This is a genomic window from Vibrio paracholerae, from assembly GCF_037672085.1.
In the GTDB taxonomy this organism is placed as follows: Bacteria; Pseudomonadota; Gammaproteobacteria; order Enterobacterales; family Vibrionaceae; genus Vibrio; species Vibrio cholerae.
This window is the reverse complement of sequence record NZ_JBBHLM010000002.1, coordinates 2438966-2462166: the sequence shown is the minus strand read 5'-3', so window position 1 is coordinate 2462166 and position 23201 is coordinate 2438966. Positions and strand designations below refer to the sequence as shown.

The window sequence follows — 23201 nt, the reverse complement described above, 5'->3', positions numbered from 1 at the left end:
CATGAAAACTTTCGTTGCTAAACCAGAAACTGTAAAACGCGACTGGTACGTTGTAGACGCTGAAGGTAAAACTCTTGGCCGTCTAGCAAGTGAAATTGCATCTCGCCTACGTGGCAAACACAAAGCTGAATACACTCCACACGTTGACACTGGTGATTACATCATCGTTGTTAATGCGGAGAAAGTTACTGTTACAGGTAACAAGGCTAAGAACAAGATGTACCACCGTCACTCTGAGTTCCCAGGTGGCCTGAAATCATTCAGCTTCGAGAAGCTGATTGAGCGTAAGCCAGAAATGGTACTTGAGTTAGCGGTTAAAGGTATGTTGCCAAAAGGTCCTCTAGGCCGTGCTATGTACCGTAAGCTGAAAGTTTACGCTGGCGCTGAGCACAACCATGCTGCTCAACAACCAAAAGTACTGGACATCTAATCGGGGATTTCGGAAATGGCAGAGAATCAATACTACGGCACTGGCCGTCGCAAAAGCTCAGCTGCTCGTGTTTTTATTAAACCAGGCAGCGGCAACATCGTAATCAACAAGCGTAGCCTTGAAGAGTACTTCGGTCGTCCAACTTCTTGCATGGTTGTTAAGCAACCGCTTGAACTGGTTGACATGGTAGAAAAACTGGATCTGTACATCACTGTTAAAGGTGGTGGTATTTCTGGTCAAGCTGGTGCTATCCGTCACGGTATCACTCGCGCTCTGATGGAATACGATGAGTCTCTACGTCCTGCTCTACGTGCTGCTGGCTACGTTACTCGTGACGCTCGTCGCGTTGAACGTAAGAAAGTGGGTCTACGTAAAGCACGTCGTCGTCCACAGTTCTCTAAGCGTTAATTTTTCCTTTTGGAAAAATACGCTCCAGTGTTACTGGATGTGGTTCAAAACCCGGCTTTATGGCCGGGTTTTTTACATCTCAAAGTCTGCTTGGCAGATTCCTAATTCCCCTCTTCTCAATACTCGATAAATAAGTTGTTCCTTTTGTGATGCCGCGAGCGATTTGAATTGACAAATGTTACAGAAAGGTAGCTTTATCTTGTCAAAAAGTAGGGTTTTATTTATCATTTGCTATCAAATAAATACAAAATAAACTCGTGTTTGTTAGCCTTGCTCTTTAAACGGAATAAGCAGGATCCATAAGGAGCAAATGGGAGAATGTCTGGATGAGTAATGCGCCTCTAAATCAAGGCCGCAGACGATTTCTGACCGCTACAACGGCCGTTGTAGGTGGTTTAGGAGCCGTTGCGGTTGCCGTACCTTTTATAAAATCGTGGAACCCGAGCGCGAAAGCAAAAGCGGCTGGTGCCCCTGTCGAGGTTGAAATCAGTAAACTCGAAGAAGGGCAGATGGTTCGTGTCGAATGGCGTGGTAAGCCTGTTTGGGTGGTTCGTCGTTCACAAGCTGTCGTTGAAAGTTTGAAAAGTCACGAAAACCAACTTCGTGATCCGAATTCTGACGAGCTACAACAGCCTAATTATGCTCAGAATCCTTACCGTTCGATTAAGCCTGAGTACTTTATCGCAGTCGGTATTTGTACTCATTTGGGTTGTTCACCAACTTATCTTCCAGATTCTTTTTCTGAGCAAGTCCAAGGAGTCAAATCTGGATTCTTCTGTCCATGTCATGGTTCAAAGTTTGATATGGCAGGGCGAGTATTCCAAGCTGTTCCGGCACCACTAAATCTTGTTATCCCGCCGCACATGTATCTCAGTGATACGCGGATTGTGATTGGTCTTGATGAGACAGGGGAGGCATAATGCAAGCTCTACTTGATTGGGTAGAAAAACGCCTACCTGCCATGAATGCGTACAAGAAACACCTTTCAGAATACCCCATGCCAAAGAACTTTAACTTTTGGTATCTGTTTGGTTCACTTGCGATGTTGGTCTTGGTTAACCAACTCCTTACCGGTATTTGGTTAACCATGAACTATGTGCCATCGGGAGAGGGTGCTTTTGCTTCGATTGAATACATCATGCGTGATGTGGAGTATGGTTGGTTATTGCGTTATATGCATTCAACCGGAGCTTCTGCATTTTTCGTGGTGGTTTATCTGCACATGTTCCGTGGTTTAATTTATGGTTCATACCAAAAGCCTCGTGAGCTATTGTGGATCTTCGGTATGCTGATTTTCCTTGTGTTGATGGCAGAAGCCTTTATGGGCTACTTGTTACCTTGGGGACAGATGTCTTACTGGGGCGCACAGGTAATCATTTCGCTGTTTGGTGCAATTCCGGTTATTGGTGATGATCTCACACTGTGGATCCGTGGTGACTACGTCATTTCTGGTGCCACACTAAACCGTTTCTTCGCCTTGCATGTGATTGCGTTGCCAATCGTATTGCTGCTTCTGATCGTGCTGCATATTCTGGCTCTGCACGAAGTTGGCTCAAACAACCCTGATGGTATTGAGACCAAATTACCGAAAGGTGCAATGGGTGAAGGCTACGAAACCCAGTTTAAATTCCATGAGTACTACACTAAGAAGTACGACATTATCGATTCGATCCCATTCCATCCTTATGGCACGGTGAAAGATTTAATTGGTGTCGCGGGATTCTTATTCTTGTTCTGCTATGTGTTGTTCTTCAATCCAGAGATGGGAGGGTACTTCCTTGAGCCGCCCAACTTTGAAGCAGCTAACCCACTGAAAACACCAGAACATATTGCGCCTGTTTGGTACTTTACGCCGTTTTACGCCATCTTGCGTGCGGTTCCAGATAAGCTGCTAGGGGTTATCGCGATGGGGGCATCGATTGTTGTATTGTTCCTGTTACCTTGGCTGGATCGTTGTAAGGTTCGTTCTTACCGTTACCGTAGCAAATTCCATTTATTCAATATTGCCCAGTTCACTGTTAGTTTTATTGCATTAGGGGTTTTAGGCGCGCTACCTGCAACTCCAACCTACACACTGTTGGCTCAGATATTTAGCTTGTGTTACTTCATGTTCTTTGTGTTGCTGTTCTTCTACAGCAAAAACGAAGCCACTAAGCCATTACCAACAAGGGTGACATACAAATGAAAAAATGGATTGTAGTTTTGTTTGCTATGCTGCCTTCACTGGCGATGGCGGCTGGAGCAAATGTGCATTTAGATAAAGCGAATAACGATTTGACAGATCAGGCTTCGCTACAAAATGGTGCCAAACTGTTTATGAATTACTGCTTTGGTTGCCATTCTACTCAATATCAACGTTATGAACGGGTTGCCAATGATCTTGGCATCCCAGCTGATTTAATGAAGGAAAACCTCATTTTTAATCCAGAAACCAAAATTGGTGAATTGATGGAAAATGCGATTCCGGATACCTCAGCGGCGAAATGGTTTGGCGCGCCGCCACCAGATTTGACACTGGTTGCTCGTGTGCGTGGAACCGATTGGTTGTATACCTATTTGCGCTCATTTTACACGGATCCTTCACGTCCTTTTGGCGTGAATAACATTGTGTTTCCAAGCGTAGGTATGCCCCATGTTCTTGAAGAATTACAAGGTACTCCTGAGCCTATTTTTGAAACCAAAGTCGTCGATGGCAACGAGGTTCAACATGTGGTTGGCGTGAAGTCACGTGGAAACGGTGAATTGAGTGAAGGGGAATATAACCAAGCAGTACGCGACTTAGTGAACTTCCTGGAATATTCCGGTGAGCCGATGAAGCTTGAGCGCCAAAATTTGGGCTGGTGGACAATGGGTTTCTTAGTGATCTTTACTATTGTCGTTGTCGCACTCAAGAAAGAGTATTGGCGTGATGTGCACTAATTGTGCTATTATGCTTCGCTAATTCCCGATTGTTAACTCATCAGTGGAGGCTCTAGCCTCCATTGATTTTTTGTACCCGCATCTGTACCGGAGGGCTCCATGGCTGTAGCTGCCAACAAACGTTCTGTGATGACTCTATTTTCAAGTGCATCTGACATGTATAGCCATCAGGTTCGCATTGTGCTAGCTGAAAAAGGCGTCAGTTTTGAAGTTGAGTTGGTTGATGAGAACAACCTTCCAGCGGAACTGATTGAGCTAAATCCTTATAAAACGGTTCCAACACTGGTTGATCGCGAGCTCGCTCTGTATGACTCAAAGATCATCATGGAATACTTAGATGAGCGTTTCCCTCATCCGCCCCTTATGCCTGTTTACCCAGTTGCACGTGGTAACAGCCGTCTGATGATTTATCGTATCGAAAGAAACTGGTATTCATTGGCAGAAAAAGTAGTGAATGGTTCTCCTGAAGTCGCTGAAAATGCGCGTAATAAGCTACGCAATGATCTGTTAACTTTAGGGCCTGTGTTTGCTGAGTTTGAATACTTCATGAGTGAAGAGTTCAGCCTGATCGATTGCTATCTTGCTCCCTTGTTATGGCGTTTGCCTGTGCTGGGCATTGACTTAATTGGCCCAGGTTCAAAAGAGCTGAAAGTGTATATGAACCGTGTATTTGAACGTGATTCATTCTTGGCTTCACTGACTGAAGCTGAACGCGAGATGCGTCTGGCTCGCTAATGGATGCCGGAATGGATATTGGTCAAATGACACCACGCCGACCATATTTGCTACGTGCATTTTATGATTGGTTACTGGAAAATGAATTAACGCCACATCTCGTCGTTGATGCCACTTTACCAGGCGTAAAGGTGCCACTTGAATTCGTTCAAGATGGTCAAATTATTCTAAATGTTGCTCCACGTGCAGTGGGAAACCTCGAGTTGGGCAATGATGAAGTTACCTTTAATGCCCGTTTTGGTGGTCGTCCTCATTTAGTTATCGTGCCTATTTACGCAGTGCAGGCCATTTATGCTCGCGAAAATGGCGCAGGTACTATGTTTGAGCCAGAGCCTGCTTATTTAGATATGGTCGATTTTCCTGAAGAGATTGATTCAGAAGACTCCTTCATTGAGCTAGAAACTGATGTTGCAGATGAGCACACTGAAGAGGCGCCACGCCCTAAAGGTAAACCGAGTTTACGTGTCGTGAAGTAAATTAATCGCATAAAACCAAAAAGGCAGCTGTTTCGCTGCCTTTTTCATATCCCAACCTTTCGGGAAAAATTGCTACTGAGCGTAATGAAACGCCTTCACAACCTGTTTGACACCTATGATATTTCTTGCGACATCAATAGCTATCTCTGCATGTTCAGAGGAAACGTATCCAAACAGATAAACAACGCGATCCTCTGTCACCACTTTAACTTTTATGCCGTTGAGCTCAGATTTCGTTAAAAGCGCCGATTTTACCTTGGTGGTAATCCAGCTATCGTTGCTGATTTCACCAACGGAGAGTGGCGCTTTAATTTGAACTTGGTTATGTAGTTCTTTCACATCTTTAAGTTGACGAGCTTGAGCCATAAATTGCTCTAAGATCGCTTGATTACGTGACTGTCCCAATAAAACGACGGTTCCACGGTATGCGACGGCAGAAATGCGGGCATCTTTGCGGTAAGGCTCTTTATTGGCAAGACCTGCAACTTCAAGTTCAACATTGTTATCCTTCCAGATCTCTTGCGTACTGCGCGGATCGGTAACGATATTGGCTGTGGTAGCGGCACCCGCGATAAACAGTCCTGCACACCCCGTTAGTGTGGCGAGCAAGACGGAGACGATAAGAAGTTTAATGTTTTTCATATTTACTCTTCATGGGCTGGAAATAACACTTGATCAATTAAATCACATAGGCAGTGTAGTGTTACCATGTGAACTTCATGAATGCGAGCGGTACGATGTGATGGTATCCGAATTTCCACATCATTCTCACCAAGTAGACCGGCCATTTCACCACCATCTTTGCCTGTGAGAGCAATGATAGTCATGTCGCGAGTTACGGCCGCTTCCATTGCTTTGATGATATTTTTACTATTACCGCTGGTTGATATTGCCAGCAAGATATCACCAGGTTGACCAAAAGCTCGAACCTGTTTTGAGAAGATTTCTTGATAGTGATAGTCGTTAGCAACGGCGGTTAGCGTAGTATTGTCTGCAGTCAGAGCCATTCCCGGCAAGCTTGGACGCTCGGTTTCAAAGCGATTTAAAAGGCAGGAAACAAATTGTTGTGCATTGACCGACGAGCCACCGTTACCACAGCAGAGAATTTTATGACCGTTAAGTAAACTCGCCACCATGGCTTGTGCGGCATGCATAATCGCATCGGGTAACGCCTCGGCCGCGGCGATTTGAATTTGAATGCTTTCGGTAAAACTGTCTTTAATGCTATCGAGCATTGTCTATCCTTCAGTAATAGCGTTTTTTAACCAATCAATATGTTGCCCTTGCTGGTGAATAGCAATCACATCAAAACGAAAATCCGCACTGTGACTATTAATCTTGTTGGCGAGCATCCAACAATTTGCGGCTTTGATCAAGCGAGCCCGCTTTGTTCTCGTTATGGTTTCGGAGGCGTGACCATGTTGAGTATTGTTTCGATAGCGTACTTCGACAAACACCAATGTGTTTCCATCACGCATGATTAAGTCTAATTCGCCAAACCGATAGTTCACATTTTGTGTGACTAAAGAAAGGCCTTGGCGGCGAAGATAGTCCGCCGCCATTTGTTCGTAATGATTTCCTTGTTGCCTAGAATTAACGAACACCATGCTCTGCCCAGCTGATTTCACGCTGAACCACACATTGTTCATCAATACTTAGTACACCAGTTTGCCCATCAATCGTATAACCTTCGACGATTTTCATCTGTGGAAGTTCCACCATCAAACGGTAGGCATCCATCCCCAGAGCTTGCAAGCGGCGCTCGGCATTTGAGCTTTCTGGCCAGATTTTGGTTAGCTGCTCTTTAAGGCTGGGTGCCGGCTGTATTAGCAGTGGAATATCACTGTAAGTGACGCCTGACAAATCTTCGTATTGACGGCCGCCTGTATTGCTGTTTGAGTTAGAGAACAGTTTTGGTGGGCGGGTATCTGGGTTGATAGCCACTTCAATAAATGGCTTGATCAAGGTGAGTTCTGAGCTGTTTGCGACAATATACACAGCATCGATATCACGGCGGCTACGAGGCTGGCTTTCTAATCCCATACCAAGCAGCGATTCCATCTGTGCGATATTTTGTTGGCTATCCTGTAAGCCAAAAATGGAGTTGATATTGCGTTGTAATTGACGCTTGTCGCCAAAAAGATTGACTGCCACTTTGTTTTTGCTGTAACGACGCCACTCTTCATTAAAGGCTTCAACCACGCGTTCACCATAAGCATTTTGTGGCGCGAGGATCAGTGGGTAGCGGTACCCTTGAGTGAATAGATGTTTCGCGGCTTGTGCCACTTCTTGTTCTGGTGATAATGCGAGATAACAAGCGCCTGCAGCAGTATCAATTTGATCTGGGATGTTCAACGCCAGAGTCGGGATCATCTGACCACGGCTTTGCTGGAATTGTTGCAGTTTTTCGATATTACTTTTGATCAGTGGGCCCACAACAAAATCAATTTGTTTGCTAGTCAGAATCGCATCAACAGATTCAAGCGTTTCTGCATTGGTGTCGATGATCGTCAACGCCGTGTTTGTTTGGCGATCAGAATCGTTCATCATGGCAAATACAAATCCATCACGAATAAATTGGGCTTGTTTAGCAAACTTGCCAGTTAAAGGTAATAGTAGAGCCGTGTTGGTCGGTTTGACGATTTCTAAAGCCAAAATATCGGTAATGGCTTTAGGGGTATAAATCGCCGCAGGATGCTTAGGATTTTCTGCTAGCCACTTTTCTAGGGTATTTTTCAGCTGTGGCAGATCGCTACCCAGCGTTTTCATGTAGATCGCAAGTTGTAGCCAACCATCCAGTTGTGCTTCATCTGGCTTGGCAGAAAGCTTGCTAATTTTGCTGGCAGAGTAGTGATTGAGATTGGCCCAGATTTGATCCGCTAAAGCCTCTTTGTCCTTATCAGATGAGAGGCCATAGAGTGCCACTAGCTCTCTAGTAGAATCAAAAGATCGATCAAGAGCCGTGAATATGTCCGCACGAAGCTGATGATATTCCTGCCATTGAACTTGAGGTAACGACCAATTTGCTTGGAAACTCAGTTGCTCCAGAGCTGCTTGATATTGTTCGGCATTGGCCAACAACTGTGCGCGCAGCAGTTGCCATTGTGCTTGCTGAGTCGGGGTCAAGGGTTGTTTCGCCAAACGCATAATCAGAAGTTGTGCTTGGTCGGGATTATTTTCCTCTATGGCAGCTTTGAGTGCCATGATCAGCCAATCAGTTTGCTGGTTACCTTGGCTGGCATCGGCTCGCATCAAATATGTCTGCGCCGTTAAGAGTGGTTGAGTGGTAATATCGACCACGTCCGGTGACGAGGGTTGGGTCGAACAGGCCGATAAAACGATTGATAATGCAATCGGAGTAAGTAAGCGTGGTACACTGCGTCGCTGATGGTGGTTCATAGCCATGAGTTCTTTCGTTAGTCCGTGTAAAATTGTCTCTATATTAATCGTTGATGTGATGGTAAACAAATGACAGATAATAAAACCGTGCCAAATGGTGCTCCAACTCTTTATATTGTCCCAACCCCGATTGGTAATCTGGGTGACATCACACAACGCGCTCTAGATGTATTAGCAAGTGTAGATATGATTGCCGCTGAGGATACGCGTCATACCGGAAAATTGTTAGCTCACTTCAACATTTCGACGAAAACATTTGCTTTGCACGATCATAATGAGCAGCAGAAAGCCCAAGTCTTGGTGGATAAGCTGCTGTCCGGTCTATCGATTGCCTTGGTGTCTGACGCGGGCACACCTTTGATCAGCGATCCAGGTTATCACTTAGTTACTCAGTGTCGTCAAGCAGGTGTTAAAGTTGTGCCGCTTCCTGGTCCATGTGCGGTGATCACAGCGCTGAGCGCATCTGGTCTTCCCTCTGATAGTTTTAGTTTTGAGGGTTTTTTGCCAGCAAAAAGCAAAGCACGTAAGGATAAACTGTTAGAGATCGCGAAAGTGAGCCGTACCTGTATTTTTTACGAATCGCCGCACCGGATCTGCGAGTCACTGCAAGATATGTTAGAAGTGCTAGGTGGAGAGCGTGAAGTGGTACTTGCCCGTGAACTCACCAAAACGTTCGAAACGATTCAAGGTATGCCTTTAGCACAACTGATTGAATGGATTGCTGAAGATGATAACCGTAAAAGAGGTGAGATGGTGTTGTTGGTTCATGGTTATCGCGATGCGGGTGAGCAGCAACTGCCAGATGAGGCTATTCGCACGTTAACGATTTTGACTAAAGAGCTGCCATTGAAAAAAGCCGCCGCCTTAGTGGCTGAAATTCACCAGCTGAAAAAGAATGCGTTGTATAAATGGGGCCTGGAGAATTTAGGCGAATAATTTTCTCTCCTATTCCCTTCCTACTTGAAGCTGCAGCGGTGTTGGCAACATTCGCTCGCCCCAATTACATAGTGTATCTATGCTCATGGGGATTCACTCATTTGCCACCTGCCTGCAACTCCAAGTCGTTTAGGCATATTACCTCTGGAAGTGATACCCATCTGAAAACAAAAAAGGGCGCTGATGCGCCCTTAGTGCTGTCAAAGAAACTAGTTCTTATAGATACACAGCATATTGAGGTAGCTATCGACCAGCTTATACACCGCTTCTTGTTCACCTAAACGGTTCACTTGTAAGAAGATGGAGTAGAAGATGCCGTGGAATAGGCTAGCCATGTTGTCGACATCGTGTTTCTCACACAATTCGCCACGCTCCATCGCTTTCATAAACATATTTCTGATCAGCAGTTGGTTCGTACGGTTGGTGGATACAAACAGTGGCCAAACTTCGTCACGGGTTGATGCACTCCACTCAAACCAGACTTTGAGCCAGTGACAATCGGTCATCGCCAATTTCACCATCTCTTTGCACAGGGTTTGTAGGTTGGTTTTCACATCCAAATCAAGATCGATGTGATCGGTCAAGAAGTTGGAGTACTGACGAACCACAAAATTCAGCACATCGTCGACGAGATCTTCGCGAGTTGGGAAGTAGTTGAACACGGTTGCTACGGAGACTTGCGCAATCTCTGCAATATCAGCGTGACCACCGCGACCAATGCCACGTTTAGCAAATACTTCCAATGCGATTTCCATCAGTTGTAGTTTACGTTTTTGAGGCGACAGCCGAGTTCGACGATTGATGCGTCCATAGGGGTATATCCTTGCCAATTGAGTTGTTGATTGAGCATTTTGCTCTAATGATTATTTTGTTATTTGCTATTTAAAGCCCTATGAGTGTAATGGTGCATATATTCAAGGTCAATCTTTGTTGGGTGAAAAATGTGCAACTATGTTAATTATTTGTCGTTTCAGTTTGTTTTATTGAGCGGGTGCATAACAAAGTGAGGATGAGTAGGGAAACGATTAACAGGATTTGAGTGAAGTGGTACTATACGCGCCACCAAAATCAGCGATGCTGACATCGCCCAACACAACGAGAATGGTATGAAACACACAGTTGAAGTCATGATTTCTGAGCAAGAGGTTGCCCAGCGCATTCGCGAATTAGGTCAACAGATCACGGAACATTATCAGGGGAGTAGTGATTTAGTTTTGGTTGGATTGCTGCGTGGTTCCTTTGTATTTATGGCAGATCTTGCTCGTCAAATTCATCTGACTCATCAAGTCGATTTTATGACCGCCTCTAGCTATGGCAATAGCATGCAAAGCTCACGTGATGTGCGAATTCTGAAAGATCTCGATGACGACATCAAAGGTAAAGATGTATTGCTAGTAGAAGATATTATCGATACAGGGAATACTTTAAACAAAGTGAAAGAGATTCTGGCGCTGCGTGAGCCCAAATCGATCCGTATTTGTACACTGTTGGATAAGCCAACCCGTCGTGAAGTGGACGTTGAAGTGAATTGGGTCGGTTTTGAAATTCCTGACGAATTTGTGGTCGGTGTTGGTATCGACTACGCGCAGAAATATCGTCACTTGCCTTATATTGGTAAAGTGGTGCCTCTGGCGGAATAATCCAAGCTCACGATTGACAATAAAAGATTGCCGACAACGCCCACGAACTCGTGGGCGTTGCTCTTTGGGAGAGAATTAACGACACAGTAGGCGATGATTAGGATTGAGTATCTTCTCTAACGCTTTGTGGTAATTATCTTCCACCGCACTGCGTGACGCGCAGCGTACACCGAGATATTCCAGTCGACCATCTTCGATACCGTAGACAAAACCGTGTACTTCTACCGCTTGTCCACGCTCCCAAGCATTCTGTAACACGGTTGAGTTAGCCAAGTTGTAGACTTGCTCGGCGACATTGATTTCCGCCAGTTTATCGGAGCGATCTTCGGCTGGCATCTGATCGAGATATTCACGATGTTTAAGGTAGTAATCGCGAATATGCAGTAACCAGTTATTGATTAAGCCAAGTTGTGGATTATCGATCGCTGCAGTAACCCCACCACACCCATAGTGGCCACAAACAATAATGTGTTTGACTTGCAGCACATCGACCGCGTATTGAACGACAGAAAGACAGTTGAGATCGGTATGGATAACTTGATTGGCGACGTTACGGTGGACAAATAATTCACCCGAGTAAAGGCCGGTGAGCCGTTCGGCTGGCACTCGGCTGTCGGCACATCCTATCCACAAAAAATCTGGGTTTTGCCCTTTAGCGAGTTTGGCAAAATATTCCGGAGTTTCTGCTTTGATCGATTCGGACCATTTTGCGTTGTTCTCAAAAAGTTGTTTAATTTCTGGCATCTTACTTCCCTTAAATAATTGCCAACAATATACACAATGTTACAAATTCAAGCTCATCTAATTTACTTTCTGCTTAACTCATCTGACGTGTTTTTACAACATTGGTCTTAAACTAGGGGCATTCGATGACACCTTAAGGAATAGTGCGTGTTTCAGGCGAGATTTGCGGATCTTAATTTACGTGGTGACCTGTTTGGTGGGGTAACCACCGCCATCATTTCACTGCCATTAGCGTTAGCGTTTGGGGTGGCTTCTGGGGCAGGAGCGGAGGCGGGTTTGTGGGGAGCGATTTTAGTTGGCCTTTTTGCCGCCTTATTTGGAGGCTCCTCCACGCTGATTTCTGAGCCAACCGGGCCGATGACGGTGATCATGACGGCGATTTTAACCGCCATGGTGGCACGCTATCCTGAATCGGGCGCAGCGATTGCTTTTACCGTGGTCATGATGGCCGGAGCATTTCAGATTTTGCTCGGTACCCTCAAGCTCGGTAAATACATTACGTTGATGCCATACAGCGTGGTTTCGGGCTTTATGTCGGGTATCGGGGTGATCCTGATTATCCTGCAACTCTCACCACTGCTCGGGCACCCTTCTCCTGGTGGCGGTGTGCTCGGTACCTTATCGGCGCTGCCCGATTTGCTCGCCAATTTAAAATTCAGTGAGCTGTTTTTGGGCTTGCTCACCCTCGGGATTTTGTTTTTTTTACCACAAAAATACCGCAAGCAAGTTCCTGCGCAGTTAGTCGCCTTGGTCGTCGTGACCCTGTTTTCGGTGATTTTCTTTGCTACTGATGACATTCGTCGGATTGGTGAAATCCCAGCGGGATTACCGAGTATCGTCGTGCCTACTTTCACTAGCGATATTGTCGTGACAATGGTGATTGATGCCCTTGTACTCGGTACTCTGGGCTGTATCGATACGCTGCTAACGGCAGTCATTGGAGATTCTCTCACGCGTAAAGAGCATGATTCGGATCGCGAGCTGCAAGGGCAGGGGATTGCCAATATGGTCGCGGGATTATTTGGTGCTTTGCCCGGTGCGGGTGCCACCATGGGCACAGTGACCAACATTCAAGTAGGGGCGCGCTCGCCATTGTCTGGAGTGACTCGCGCTTTAATGTTGGCGCTGGTGGTGTTAGTCGCTGGTGGATTGACTGAGCCAATCCCCATGGCGGTATTGGCCGGTATCGCGGTGTATGTTGGGGTGAATATCCTCGACTGGGCATTCATTCAACGTGCGCACAAAATCAGTCTGCAAGGTATGGCCATCATGTATGGCGTTATGTTGCTGACCGTTTTTGTCGATCTGATTGTGGCGGTTGGCCTTGGCGTATTTATCTCCAACATTCTGGTCATTGAACGTTTAAGCCGTGAGCAGGCTCGCCAAGTGAAGGCGATCAGTGATGCGGATGACGATGATGTGCCGCTGACGGAGAGTGAGCGTAAGCTGCTGGATAAAGCCAATGGTAAGGTACTGTTTTTCTACCTATCAGGGCCGATGATTTTCAGTGTATCGAAAGCCATTACGCGCCAGCACAGCAGTGTTGATCAATACCAAGCGATGATTCTCGATCTGACCGATGTGCCGATGATTGATGTCACTGTTGGTTTAGCGTTAGAAAATGCGATTCGCAATGCCTTAGAAGTGAACTGTGAAGTTTATCTTCTCTGTCCTAACGAGAAAACTCGTTCTGAACTCGAGAAATTTCATGTCATCGACTTGGTGCCGGATCAGAATATGTTTACCTTCCGTTATGAAGCGCTTAATGCGGCAGTCAAACAGGTGAATACCTAACCTTTCGTTGATGGCGATAGCCAAAATGCCGCAGTCATGCGGCATTTTTGTCTCTGACCTTTGAATCAAGGGCAAGCCTATATTAGCTATTTCTGTATTGATCATTGTCCAATATCCCCTTCCTACTTGAAGTTGCAGCGATGTTGGCTACGTTCGCTCACCCCAGTCACATAGTTTATCTATGCTCATGGGGATTATGAGATCCATCCTTGGCTCTCACCAAAGGCCAGCCGATGGCTGTGCAAATTTGTTCCAGACAAATTTGTCACTCTCTTGCCGTCTAGCTGCAATTCCAAGTAGTTTTGGTATAAAGGGTTGAAAAAACGCCATACAAGCGCAACATCCTTGTTGTTATTGATAACAAGGTTCCTACCATGTACGCACTGGAAATAGAACAACTTAGAAAAACGTATGCTGGTGGCTTTGAAGCCCTCAAAGGCATTAGTCTACAAGTCAAAAAAGGCGATTTTTACGCTCTGCTGGGACCTAATGGTGCGGGGAAGTCGACCACCATTGGCATCATCTCATCGCTGGTCAATAAAACCTCCGGCAAAGTTACAGTATTTGGTTACGATCTCGATTCACAGCTTGAGCTTGCGAAACAGCAGCTTGGTTTAGTACCGCAAGAGTTTAACTTCAACCCCTTTGAAACGGTTGAGCAGATAGTTTTGCAGCAAGCCGGTTACTATGGTGTGCCGAAAGCGTTAGCCAAGGAGCGTGCGCAAAAGTACCTCACGCAACTTGATTTGTGGGAAAAACGCAGCGAACGAGCAAGAAACCTCTCTGGCGGCATGAAGCGCCGTTTGATGATTGCGCGCGCGTTAATGCATGAGCCGCAACTGCTGATCCTAGATGAGCCAACCGCTGGCGTTGATATCGAACTGCGCCGCTCCATGTGGGAGTTTCTCAAGCAAATCAACGCGCAAGGGGTGACGATCATTCTCACCACTCACTACCTCGAAGAAGCGGAAATGCTCTGTCGCCACATTGGCATCATTCAACGCGGGGAATTGATTGAAAACACCACCATGAAATCTCTGCTTGGTAAGTTGCACGTTGAGACGTTTGTTCTCGATGTGGATGGCAACGCACCCATTGCACCACTGCAAGGTGTGGTTAAACAGCAGATGGTGGAAGGCTCGCTGGAGATCGAATTAGAAAAAAGCCAAGGGATCAACCATGTGTTTACCCAACTCACCGAGCAAGGGGTGAAAGTGTTGTCGATGCGCAACAAAGTGAACCGTTTGGAAGAGCTGTTTGTCAGCATAGTCAACAGCGGTAAGCGAGGTTAATCAACATGTATCAAATTTATTGGACGGCATTTTGTAGTCTGCTCGGCAAAGAAATTAACCGTTTTACCCGTATTTGGGTACAAACTTTGGTGCCACCCGCCATCACTATGACGCTGTACTTCATCATCTTCGGTAATTTGATTGGTTCTCGAATCGGCCAGATGAACGGTTTCAGCTACATGGAGTACATCGTACCCGGCCTCATTATGATGTCGGTGATCACCAACTCTTATTCCAATGTGGCGTCCTCTTTCTTTAGCTCTAAGTTTCAAAAGAACATTGAAGAGCTGTTAGTCGCTCCAGTGCCAAACTATGTGATTATCGCAGGTTACGTGATGGGCGGCGTCGCGCGTGGATTGTTGGTAGGCGCTATGGTGACGGCGGTTTCATTATTGTTTGTCGATTTGCAGGTCGATCATTGGGGCATCATTATTGCCACGGTATTTTTAACCTCGGTGGTGTTTTCACTTGGAGGATTGATTAACGCGGTGTTTGCCAAAACGTTTGATGATATCTCAATTGTCCCGACCTTCGTGCTGACGCCGCTGACTTACCTTGGTGGGGTATTTTATTCGATTAGCTTGCTGCCGGAGTTTTGGCAAGGTGTCTCGAAGATCAATCCGATTGTCTACATGGTCAATGCGTTCCGCTACGGTTTCCTTGGCGTATCGGATGTGGATATCACCACCTCGTTTGCGGTGCTGTTAGTCTTTGTTGCCGCGCTGTATGCGGTGGCACACTATTTAGTGACTAAAGGAAAAGGGCTACGCAGCTAATCAGGTAATCGATATAAAGAAGGTCAACCGAGGTTGACCTTCTTTGATCCAGAGACAAAGAGGATTATTCTTCTTCGCTGCTGGCTTTGGTGTCGGTTTGCAGATCGAGAACTTGGTTATCAATCAAACGTACTTTACCGAGGAAAGCGGACATCAGGATCACGGCTTGCTTACTGTCACTGCAGATGGGTAGCAGAGTGCGTGCATCACGAATGAAGATTTCATCTGGCTCTAAATCCGCCGCGCGCAACTGATCCACCGCATCTTCAATGATTGATGGATAATCATCACGACCACCACGAATGGCGCTACTGATCCAGCGCATAGTGCGCGCCAAAACGGGCGCACGTTGGCGCTCATCCAGCGTTAGCAAATTATTACGTGAACTCATGGCAAGACCATCTAACTCACGTACGGTCGCTACGCCAACAATCTCGATATCCATGCACAAGTCTTCCACCATTTGACGGATCACCGCCAATTGTTGGAAATCTTTTTCGCCAAAGCAGGCCACATCAGGCTGCACAATATTAAACAGTTTAGTGACGATCGTTGCTACACCACGGAAATGACCTGGGCGAGAAGCGCCTTCGAGCATGTAAGAGAGCCCCGGCACTTCAACAAAGGTCTGCTTATCCAACCCTTGTGGATACATGGTTTCTGGTGTCGGCGTTAAAACCAGATCAACCCCTTCGCCGTTGAGTTTGCTCAGGTCTTCTTCAAGCGTACGTGGGTAGTTTTTCAAATCTTCTGCGCGATCAAACTGCATTGGATTGACGAAAATACTCACGACGACGACGTCAGCGAGCTCACGAGCTTTACGAACCAGGGTTAAATGGCCTTCATGTAAATTACCCATGGTCGGTACAAAAGCGACGCGGCGACCTTCGCGCTTGATCTGTTTGATCTGCTCGCGAAGAACGGCGATGTCAGCAAAAACTTGCATGTATGACTCCTTAGGCAATGGTGTGGGCGAGATCGGGAAACGCACCACTGGTAACATCTTCGATATATTTGGCAACGGCTTGGCGAATATCGCCAGTCTCAGCCAAGAAATTTTTCGAGAATTTTGGCATGTAGTTCGCCGAAATTCCAAACATATCGTGCATCACCAAAATTTGGCCGTCAGTACCATTACCCGCGCCAATACCGATCACAGGAACATCCAAAATTTGAGTAATTCGGTTGGCGAGTTCGGCAGGAACGCACTCTAGCAGCACAATTTGTGCCCCTGCTTCTTGCAGCGCCAGTGCATCACGTACCATGCGGTCCGCTTTATCTTGTTCACGGCCTTGAACTTTGTAGCCGCCGAAGATGTTGACCGACTGAGGCGTTAAGCCCAAGTGAGCACACACAGGCACTGCACGTTCAGTCAACATTTTTACGGTGTCGACTAACCAATCGCCACCTTCAATTTTCACCATGTTTGCACCGGCGCGAACCAGTTTGGCCGCGTTTTCACACGCTTGTTCTGGTGTGGCGTAGCTCATAAAAGGCATATCTGCCATCAGCAGACAATTAGGGCTGCCTTTACGTACACAGCGGGTGTGATACGCAATGTCATCCACCGTTACGGGTAAGGTGTCGGCTTCTCCCTGTAACACCATGCCAAGTGAATCACCGACCAATAAGACGGGCATTTCTTGGCTCTCAAATAACTGAGCAAAACTCGCATCATAAGCGGTTGATGTAGCAAATTTGCGACCTTCCTGCTTCCATTTCATCAGGTCGTTTATGGTAATTTTTTTCATGTTTAGTCCTTACTCGACGTTGGCGAGTGCCAAATGCTGAGCCCATTGAGCGGTACTTGTTGCAATAACGCTTGGATTTCAGTCCCGTCTGGGAGGGTTAAATTTGGTGCGATTTCCGCGAGCGGGTAAAGCACGAATTCACGTACTTTCATTCCATAGTGAGGAATGGTGAGGCGCTCGGTCTCTATCACCTCATTGCCGTAAAGCACAATATCGAGATCGAGGGTTCTCGGTCCCCATCGTTCGCTTTTACGGACACGCCCTTGTTCTAGCTCAATGCGTTGTGTGCAATCGAGCAATTCCAGTGGCGTTAATTCGGTTTCGATGGCGGCGACAGCGTTGATGTAATCAGGCTGATTTTGCGGCCCCATCGGAGTGCTGCTATAGAGCGATGAAGCCGCGATAAGGCGCGACTTCGGTAAGAGAGTAAGCTGTTGTATGGCCAGTTGTGCTTGGGCGACAGGGTCGCCCAAATTACTGCCAATCGCAATGTAGGCAAGCATCATTCGCTGGATTTACTCTTGGATTTGTTGCGTGATGGTTTACGGCGGCGAGCGCCAGATTTGCTGCTGCCCGTTGCATTACCGATATCACCCACCATGGCTTGGCGCATATTGCGTCCCGCGCTTTGGAAGGTGGCCCACCATTCCGCTAATTGTTTGGTTTCACCGCCTTCAATTTCGCCACGCATTTCGAGGAAATCAAAGCCTGCACGGAACTTGTTCAGTTCAAGTAGACGGAAGGCCCTTTTACCACTGCGACGGGGTAAGCGCTGTTGCAACTGCCAAATATCACGAACTGTAGTGGTGTGGCGGCGCGGAATAGCGATACGCTTGACCACTTCATCTAAGATGCGGTTGCTGGCTTCGGTAATGGCATCAAACTCATTGAGATCGAGCGATTCCATTAAGCGATCCGCGAGATCAATCATCGGATACCACAGCATGGCGGCAAACATAAAGGCCGGATTGATGCGCAGATCTTCTTCAACCCGAATGTCGGTCGCATCCAGCACCAAATCCAACATCTGCTCAGTTTTTGAGCTGTAATCGGCAGTGAAATGCTCGGCTATAGTTGGGAAAAGTTGCTGGAACAGATTGTATTGACGCATTAAGTGGTAGGTTTCTAAACCATGACCCGCTTGCAGCATTTTGAGCGATTCTTCGTAGAGACGAGCCGCGGGAATATCACGCAGCAACGGCGCAAGTTGCTCAATCGGCGCTGCCGTATCTTCTTCAATATCAAAATCGAGTTTGACCGCAAAACGTACCGCGCGCAGCATGCGTACCGGATCTTCACGATAACGCGTTTCAGGATCGCCAATCAGGCGCACCAAACGATCTTCCAGATCTTCCATGCCGCCGGCATAGTCGTGGATGCTGTAGTCGGCAATGTTGTAATACATGGCATTGATGGTGAAATCGCGGCGCTCGGCATCTTCATCAATCGTGCCGTACACGTTATCACGCAGCAGCATGCCTGCTTCGGATTGCGCCGCAATATTTTGGCTTTGACTCGTCTCTTGATGGTGGCCACGGAAAGTGGCGACTTCGACGATGTCGCGTCCAAACATAATGTGCGCGAGACGGAAACGGCGACCAATCAGACGGCAGTTGCGAAACAGTTGGCGCAGCTGCTCTGGGGTTGCGTTGGTGGCCACATCAAAGTCTTTCGGCTTGCCACCCAGAAGTAAGTCACGCACACCGCCGCCGACCAGAAAGGCCTCAAACCCCGCACCATGCAGACGATAGAGCACTTTCAGCGCATTTTCGCTGATCTGCTGACGCGAGATAGGGTGTTCCTGACGCGGAATGATGGTCAAAGCTAAGTCTGGATATGTGCGAGTGTTGCTCGGTTCAAAATCGTTATTATTCATGTGCTTCTGACAATGATTGCTGTTGCCGCTGTAAGCGCTACGCTGCTTAATTTGACGCTCAAACGGACGGAATTTGGCGCTAATAATAGCTTAAGCAGGACCATTTGAGAATCTTGGTGTGATCTCGATCGCTTCCGGTAGCTGGCTCACCTGCCAATGTTGGCAGCCCCAAGCCAGCATTTGCTCTGCACTGGCATCGGAAAAATCCGCGGGCAGCGTAAAGCCTAAAAACAGCATCGCATGGGAAATGGTCTGCCGAGGCGCGGTTGAGTCAATGGCCGGAGCGTGATTCTGTTTCGAGAGTTTATTCCCGTTCCCATCCATCGCCAAAGGCAAATGTAAGTAGCTGACCGGCTTTTGTTTTAAAGTGTGATACAAGCTGATTTGCCGCCCTGTCGGTTCTATCAAATCGGCGCCGCGTACCACCTGAGTCACGCCTTGATCAATATCATCCAGCACCACAGCAAGATTGTAAGCAAACAAGCCATCGCGACGCTTAATAATAAAATCTTCTTCTGCTAATGCCTTGGGTATGGTGATGGTGCCGTGTTTCAAATCAATGAATTGTTGCACTGGATTATCCATTCGCAGCCGAATCGAGCAATCTTGTTGCTGTGCGGGCGGATGGTTTTTGCAATGGCCATTATAAAAGCCGCCCATCCCTTTGATCTCTTTACGGGTACATTGGCAGTAGTAGGCTTGGCCTGTTCTGAGCCAAGCATCGATTTGATCTTGGTATAAGGCGTGACGTTGGCTTTGGTAAACCACAGTGCTATCCCAGTGCAGGTGGTAGGCTTCTAATGTACGCAAAATGTGCGCGGCTGCTCCCGGCATTTCCCGGGGCGGATCGAGATCTTCAATACGGACCAGCCAAGTTCCTTGTTGTGCTTTGGCTTGGAAATAGCTTCCCAACGCCGCAATCAAAGAACCAAAATGTAATGGACCAGAAGGAGAGGGGGCGAAGCGACCAATATAGTTCATAGGGCGATTGACCTGTAACTCCAAGTAGTGTGGGGATAATGCAAATAAACAAGAAAAGGGAGCTTGTGCTCCCTTTTCTTTACGGTTTCATCTTAGCCAAGCATTTGCTTTTCTTTGATTTCTGCCAGTGTTTTGCAATCGATACAGAGATCGGCTGTTGGGCGTGCTTCTAAACGGCGAACACCAATTTCAACACCGCATGATTCACAGTAACCGAAATCCTCTTCTTTGATTTTGTCGAGGGTTTTTTCGATTTTCTTAATCAAGCGACGCTCACGGTCACGATTACGCAGTTCTAAGCTGAACTCTTCTTCTTGAGAAGCTCGGTCAACAGGGTCTGGGAAGTTGGCAGCTTCATCCTGCATGTGGTGAACGGTACGGTCCACTTCTTCTCTTAGTTGGTTGCGCCACGCTTCCAAAATCTTAGTAAAATGTGTGATTTGCGCAGGTGACATATACTCTTCACCCGGCTTCTCCTGATATGGCTCAACGCCAGCAATGGCTAGGATGCCTAGCGTTTTCTTTTTAGACTCTGTCATACAGATCTCCTACTAACCCTAGTCAACTGCGAGAGCAGTTAAATTTAAGGCGGGTATCTATAGCAAAAAGAAGTGGGGGAGGCAAACAATCGAAGGTAAAGTTATCGTCAATGTGAAGACACCATCAATTTTTTGTCACTTGATGGGCAAATTTGACCTCAGATACCATTTTGATCTCGTGTTTTGAAAGTGACGCTTTGTAGCACAACACTTCCACTCCGGCTTCTTGTGCCGCTTTTAGTAACTGTGAATAGTTCGCGTCTATATGGAGAGCAGGAGCGACTTTTTCAATCCCTGAATGCAAAACAGCAAATAAAAGTATCGACCTGCTTCCATCTTTGGCAACTTCAGCCAGTTCACGTAAATGCTTCTGCCCACGGATTGTCACCGTATCAGGGAAGTAGCCCTGCCCTTTATCGCCTTGAATCTCATCCAAAAGAGTGACGCTTTTTACTTCTATAAAGCAGTGTGGTTGAGAATCTGACTTTAGCAAGATATCAATACGGCTATTTTCATTACCATACTTCACTTCAGTACTGAGGGTGTCATAACCCCGTAGTTGTGGGATCTCTCCTGCCAAAATCGCTTCGACTACCAATGCGTTGGCTCGCGCGGTATTCACGCAAATCCAGTGACCTGCTTGGGTCTGCGTCAACTCCCAACTGTGGGCGTATTTACGTTTCGGATTATCCGATGTAGAAAACCAAACCGTACTGCCTGGCTCGGCGCAGCCAGTCATGGCTCCCGTGTTCGCGCAGTGCATGGTGATCACCGAACCATCTTCCAGCGCGACATCGGCCAAAAAGCGTTGGTAACGTTTGAGTAAAGTTCCTTTTTGCAGAGGTGGGGAAAAATGCATTTTTTTCTTCTTGTTCATAGCCAATTTCGAGGACATTTAAACATACCCTAGTGGCTTTTGTCACAATCGCAATCTCCTTCCTATTGCAAGTGGTAGCCACGGTGTTTCAAGCTGTTAAAGGCCGATGCCATCGAGAGGTTAGCGGCAGGTGAGAAAGTACATCATTGGCCTCTGGTGAAGCGTTGAAGTTGAACATATAATGGCGACCCGCCCGAGTCTGGGTATCTGTTTTTGAGTAAGATTTCTTGCATAAGTTTTTGAAAAATATAGCCATATTTAAGGTTGTATTGTTGGCTGTTCTCGCGTTGTCCATTTGGTCTACTCGTATTCCCGATATGCCTTATCATCAAGTCACGCCCGAATTAAGCCGGTCTGATTTCCATGTGATTGAATTTAATGATGAGGGTGAAATGCACCTGCCTGGGCAATACGAGATGTTGAAGGCGAGGTTAGCCAAAAACCCAGGTTCAGAACTGCTGATTTTTATTCACGGTTGGCACCACAATGCGGCTCCCACTGATGATAATTTTGTCGCTTTTCAACGTTTTCATCGCCAGATGGCGAAGACCAATCCCGGTCTCATCGGGTTGTATATTGGTTGGCGTGGTGATCAATATGACCCCTTGTGGTTAGATGGTTCGGATGATCCGGAAAGTCGGGTAGAAGCGTTGGATTTTCCGACCATTTTAAGCACTAAACAGGTGGCGCGAAGAGTGGGCGAGAATGGGGTGAGAAAGCTGCTGAGTTCTCTGGATAAGCTGCACCGTCAAGGTACGCTGGGGCGCTATATTCTCGTGGGTCACAGCCTTGGTGGCGTGGTTGCGCTGCACGCTCGCAAACAGGCGATTTTAGATAATCTGGCGGCAGGGCGCGGTGAAACTCATCTTACTGTGCTTTTAAACCCCGCCGCTTCCGCCCAAGAGTATCAGCCGCTGGATAAGTGGATGAGCCCTGCCGGTTTTGGGCCATCCATGCTGGTGTTGCAGTCTAAAACTGATTTTGCGGTGCGTGAGGCTTTTAACTGGATCAAAGATGGCGAGCGTGCCGTCGGTAACTCGTGGGCAATCACTCATGATGTGGATCCGTGCTCTGGACGCGACTGCAATAAAGTAGTCAAAATCCCTCAGTGGCTGCTTGATCACGATGCGAAACCCGGTTGCATGCAGGTATTGGAAGGGGCGGGCTGGAAAATTCGCGCCAGATTGCACGCCCGCAAAACCGTACAAAGTTGTGAAGATGCTAACCGTCAGGCGGTGTGGGTACTTGCTGTGGCCGATGGTGTCATTGCTGGCCATAACGGCATTTTAACGGATGATCAGGCATTAGCTTTGAATGCTTGGATGAAGTCTAAGATCGCGGCAGCAATCGAACTCGTTCCTACTGAAGCCGTGGCGGAGCCCAGTGTTATCTCTCCCCATCTTAGCGATGAGCCTGTGCTGCCGAGTGTGGAAAACATGCCCTCAGAGGTTGTAGCTGAATCGCTTTCCAGTGCGACAGAGGCAGAACTTGAACTCCAAGAGAGTGAGTCTGCGATATCTGAACCCACTCTGGAGGCACCTTTAGGTGCCCAACCAGAAGACTCAGCACCACAGTAAGTCGGTTGTATGCCTTGCTTCTTGCTAGGAATGCACTTTGGGCACTGACTC

The 23201-nt window shown here is 47.1% G+C and carries 26 protein-coding genes; 13 read left to right on the top strand and 13 right to left on the bottom strand.

The window, feature by feature from the left end; all coding sequences use genetic code 11:
- Window position 1 precedes the first annotated feature (1 nt).
- From rplM to sspB, 7 genes are all read left to right on the top strand, one after another.
- The gene (rplM, locus tag R4537_RS16235; RefSeq protein WP_000847599.1) at window positions 2-430 is read left to right on the top strand and encodes a 50S ribosomal protein L13; all 429 of its coding nucleotides are present in this window, start codon (window positions 2-4) and stop codon (window positions 428-430) included.
- Window positions 431-445: 15 nt separating this feature from the next.
- Window positions 446-838 carry a 30S ribosomal protein S9 gene (rpsI, locus tag R4537_RS16230; RefSeq protein WP_000829822.1) on the top strand — a complete coding sequence of 131 codons (393 nt, stop codon included), beginning with the start codon at window positions 446-448 and terminating at the stop codon, window positions 836-838.
- Window positions 839-1164: 326 nt separating this feature from the next.
- Window positions 1165-1758 carry a ubiquinol-cytochrome c reductase iron-sulfur subunit gene (gene petA, locus R4537_RS16225; protein WP_000063602.1) on the top strand — a complete coding sequence of 198 codons (594 nt, stop codon included), beginning with the start codon at window positions 1165-1167 and terminating at the stop codon, window positions 1756-1758.
- Window positions 1758-3023: a cytochrome b gene (locus R4537_RS16220; RefSeq protein WP_001148351.1), complete on the top strand. Its 1266-nt coding sequence runs from the start codon at window positions 1758-1760 to the stop codon at window positions 3021-3023. The genes petA and R4537_RS16220 overlap by 1 nt, the downstream gene beginning before the upstream one ends.
- Entirely contained in the window at window positions 3020-3757 is a 738-nt protein-coding gene (locus R4537_RS16215) for a cytochrome c1 (protein ID WP_029627914.1), read from the top strand. Before R4537_RS16220 ends, R4537_RS16215 begins: the two co-directional genes overlap by 4 nt.
- A 99-nt stretch (window positions 3758-3856) precedes the next feature.
- Entirely contained in the window at window positions 3857-4492 is a 636-nt protein-coding gene (gene sspA, locus R4537_RS16210; RefSeq protein ID WP_000257304.1) for a stringent starvation protein SspA, read from the top strand.
- An 11-nt stretch (window positions 4493-4503) separates the two neighbouring features.
- Window positions 4504-4968 carry a ClpXP protease specificity-enhancing factor gene (gene sspB / locus R4537_RS16205; protein ID WP_000351076.1) on the top strand — a complete coding sequence of 155 codons (465 nt, stop codon included), beginning with the start codon at window positions 4504-4506 and terminating at the stop codon, window positions 4966-4968.
- A gap of 72 nt (window positions 4969-5040) precedes the next feature.
- On the opposite strand, the gene R4537_RS16200 is transcribed toward sspB, so the two are convergent.
- Genes R4537_RS16200 through R4537_RS16185 form a run of 4 tightly spaced genes read right to left on the bottom strand, consistent with a single transcriptional unit; the run spans window position 5041 to window position 8367 of the window.
- On the bottom strand, window positions 5041-5610 hold the full coding sequence (locus R4537_RS16200; RefSeq protein ID WP_000789633.1) for a BON domain-containing protein: 570 nt from the start codon (window positions 5608-5610) through the stop codon (window positions 5041-5043).
- Window positions 5611-5612: 2 nt separating this feature from the next.
- Window positions 5613-6203, bottom strand: coding sequence for a phosphoheptose isomerase (locus R4537_RS16195; RefSeq protein ID WP_000887295.1), 591 nt, complete (start codon window positions 6201-6203; stop codon window positions 5613-5615).
- A 3-nt stretch (window positions 6204-6206) separates the two neighbouring features.
- On the bottom strand, window positions 6207-6575 hold the full coding sequence (locus tag R4537_RS16190) for a YraN family protein (protein WP_071179680.1): 369 nt from the start codon (window positions 6573-6575) through the stop codon (window positions 6207-6209).
- Complete coding sequence (locus R4537_RS16185) at window positions 6562-8367, bottom strand: penicillin-binding protein activator (protein ID WP_071179681.1); 1806 nt, start codon at window positions 8365-8367, stop codon at window positions 6562-6564. Before R4537_RS16185 ends, R4537_RS16190 begins: the two co-directional genes overlap by 14 nt.
- Before the next feature lie 69 nt (window positions 8368-8436).
- Between R4537_RS16185 and rsmI the strand changes: the two genes are divergently transcribed.
- On the top strand, window positions 8437-9303 hold the full coding sequence (gene rsmI / locus R4537_RS16180; RefSeq protein ID WP_029627917.1) for a 16S rRNA (cytidine(1402)-2'-O)-methyltransferase: 867 nt from the start codon (window positions 8437-8439) through the stop codon (window positions 9301-9303).
- 209 nt (window positions 9304-9512) lie between these two features.
- On the opposite strand, the gene hapR is transcribed toward rsmI, so the two are convergent.
- Window positions 9513-10124 (bottom strand): quorum-sensing master transcriptional regulator HapR, encoded by a 612-nt coding sequence (gene hapR / locus R4537_RS16175; protein WP_422641472.1) that lies wholly within the window; start codon window positions 10122-10124, stop codon window positions 9513-9515.
- 285 nt (window positions 10125-10409) lie between these two features.
- On the opposite strand from hapR, the gene hpt reads away from it, so the two are divergent.
- Window positions 10410-10943 (top strand): hypoxanthine phosphoribosyltransferase, encoded by a 534-nt coding sequence (gene hpt, locus R4537_RS16170; protein ID WP_000683351.1) that lies wholly within the window; start codon window positions 10410-10412, stop codon window positions 10941-10943.
- 75 nt (window positions 10944-11018) lie between these two features.
- Here hpt and can read toward each other — a convergent pair whose 3' ends face one another.
- The gene (can, locus tag R4537_RS16165) at window positions 11019-11687 is read right to left on the bottom strand and encodes a carbonate dehydratase (protein ID WP_001114111.1); all 669 of its coding nucleotides are present in this window, start codon (window positions 11685-11687) and stop codon (window positions 11019-11021) included.
- A gap of 147 nt (window positions 11688-11834) precedes the next feature.
- On the opposite strand from can, the gene R4537_RS16160 reads away from it, so the two are divergent.
- The 3 genes from R4537_RS16160 to R4537_RS16150 all read left to right on the top strand — a co-directional run bounded on the left by R4537_RS16160 (window position 11835) and on the right by R4537_RS16150 (window position 15549).
- On the top strand, window positions 11835-13481 hold the full coding sequence (locus tag R4537_RS16160) for a SulP family inorganic anion transporter (protein ID WP_029627919.1): 1647 nt from the start codon (window positions 11835-11837) through the stop codon (window positions 13479-13481).
- A gap of 374 nt (window positions 13482-13855) precedes the next feature.
- Window positions 13856-14773 (top strand): ABC transporter ATP-binding protein, encoded by a 918-nt coding sequence (locus tag R4537_RS16155; protein WP_000271070.1) that lies wholly within the window; start codon window positions 13856-13858, stop codon window positions 14771-14773.
- Window positions 14774-14778: 5 nt separating this feature from the next.
- A complete protein-coding gene (locus tag R4537_RS16150; protein WP_000284380.1) occupies window positions 14779-15549 on the top strand; it encodes an ABC transporter permease in 771 nt (256 codons plus the stop codon).
- 64 nt (window positions 15550-15613) lie between these two features.
- Here R4537_RS16150 and panC read toward each other — a convergent pair whose 3' ends face one another.
- The 7 genes from panC to sfsA form a co-directional block, all read right to left on the bottom strand.
- Entirely contained in the window at window positions 15614-16495 is an 882-nt protein-coding gene (panC, locus tag R4537_RS16145; protein ID WP_001195747.1) for a pantoate--beta-alanine ligase, read from the bottom strand.
- 10 nt (window positions 16496-16505) lie between these two features.
- Entirely contained in the window at window positions 16506-17300 is a 795-nt protein-coding gene (gene panB / locus R4537_RS16140; RefSeq protein WP_000724409.1) for a 3-methyl-2-oxobutanoate hydroxymethyltransferase, read from the bottom strand.
- A gap of 2 nt (window positions 17301-17302) precedes the next feature.
- Entirely contained in the window at window positions 17303-17806 is a 504-nt protein-coding gene (gene folK / locus R4537_RS16135; protein ID WP_000978983.1) for a 2-amino-4-hydroxy-6-hydroxymethyldihydropteridine diphosphokinase, read from the bottom strand.
- The gene (pcnB, locus tag R4537_RS16130) at window positions 17803-19176 is read right to left on the bottom strand and encodes a polynucleotide adenylyltransferase PcnB (protein ID WP_001062040.1); all 1374 of its coding nucleotides are present in this window, start codon (window positions 19174-19176) and stop codon (window positions 17803-17805) included. Before pcnB ends, folK begins: the two co-directional genes overlap by 4 nt.
- A 90-nt stretch (window positions 19177-19266) precedes the next feature.
- Entirely contained in the window at window positions 19267-20157 is an 891-nt protein-coding gene (gene gluQRS / locus R4537_RS16125) for a tRNA glutamyl-Q(34) synthetase GluQRS (RefSeq protein WP_071179682.1), read from the bottom strand.
- A gap of 92 nt (window positions 20158-20249) precedes the next feature.
- Window positions 20250-20696 (bottom strand): RNA polymerase-binding protein DksA, encoded by a 447-nt coding sequence (gene dksA / locus R4537_RS16120; RefSeq protein WP_071179683.1) that lies wholly within the window; start codon window positions 20694-20696, stop codon window positions 20250-20252.
- Between the two features lie 124 nt (window positions 20697-20820).
- Window positions 20821-21555 (bottom strand): DNA/RNA nuclease SfsA, encoded by a 735-nt coding sequence (sfsA, locus tag R4537_RS16115; protein WP_071179684.1) that lies wholly within the window; start codon window positions 21553-21555, stop codon window positions 20821-20823.
- A gap of 272 nt (window positions 21556-21827) precedes the next feature.
- On the opposite strand from sfsA, the gene R4537_RS16110 reads away from it, so the two are divergent.
- Window positions 21828-23150, top strand: a complete 1323-nt coding sequence (locus tag R4537_RS16110; protein ID WP_071179748.1) for an alpha/beta hydrolase — start codon at window positions 21828-21830, stop codon at window positions 23148-23150.
- Window positions 23151-23201 lie beyond the last annotated feature (51 nt).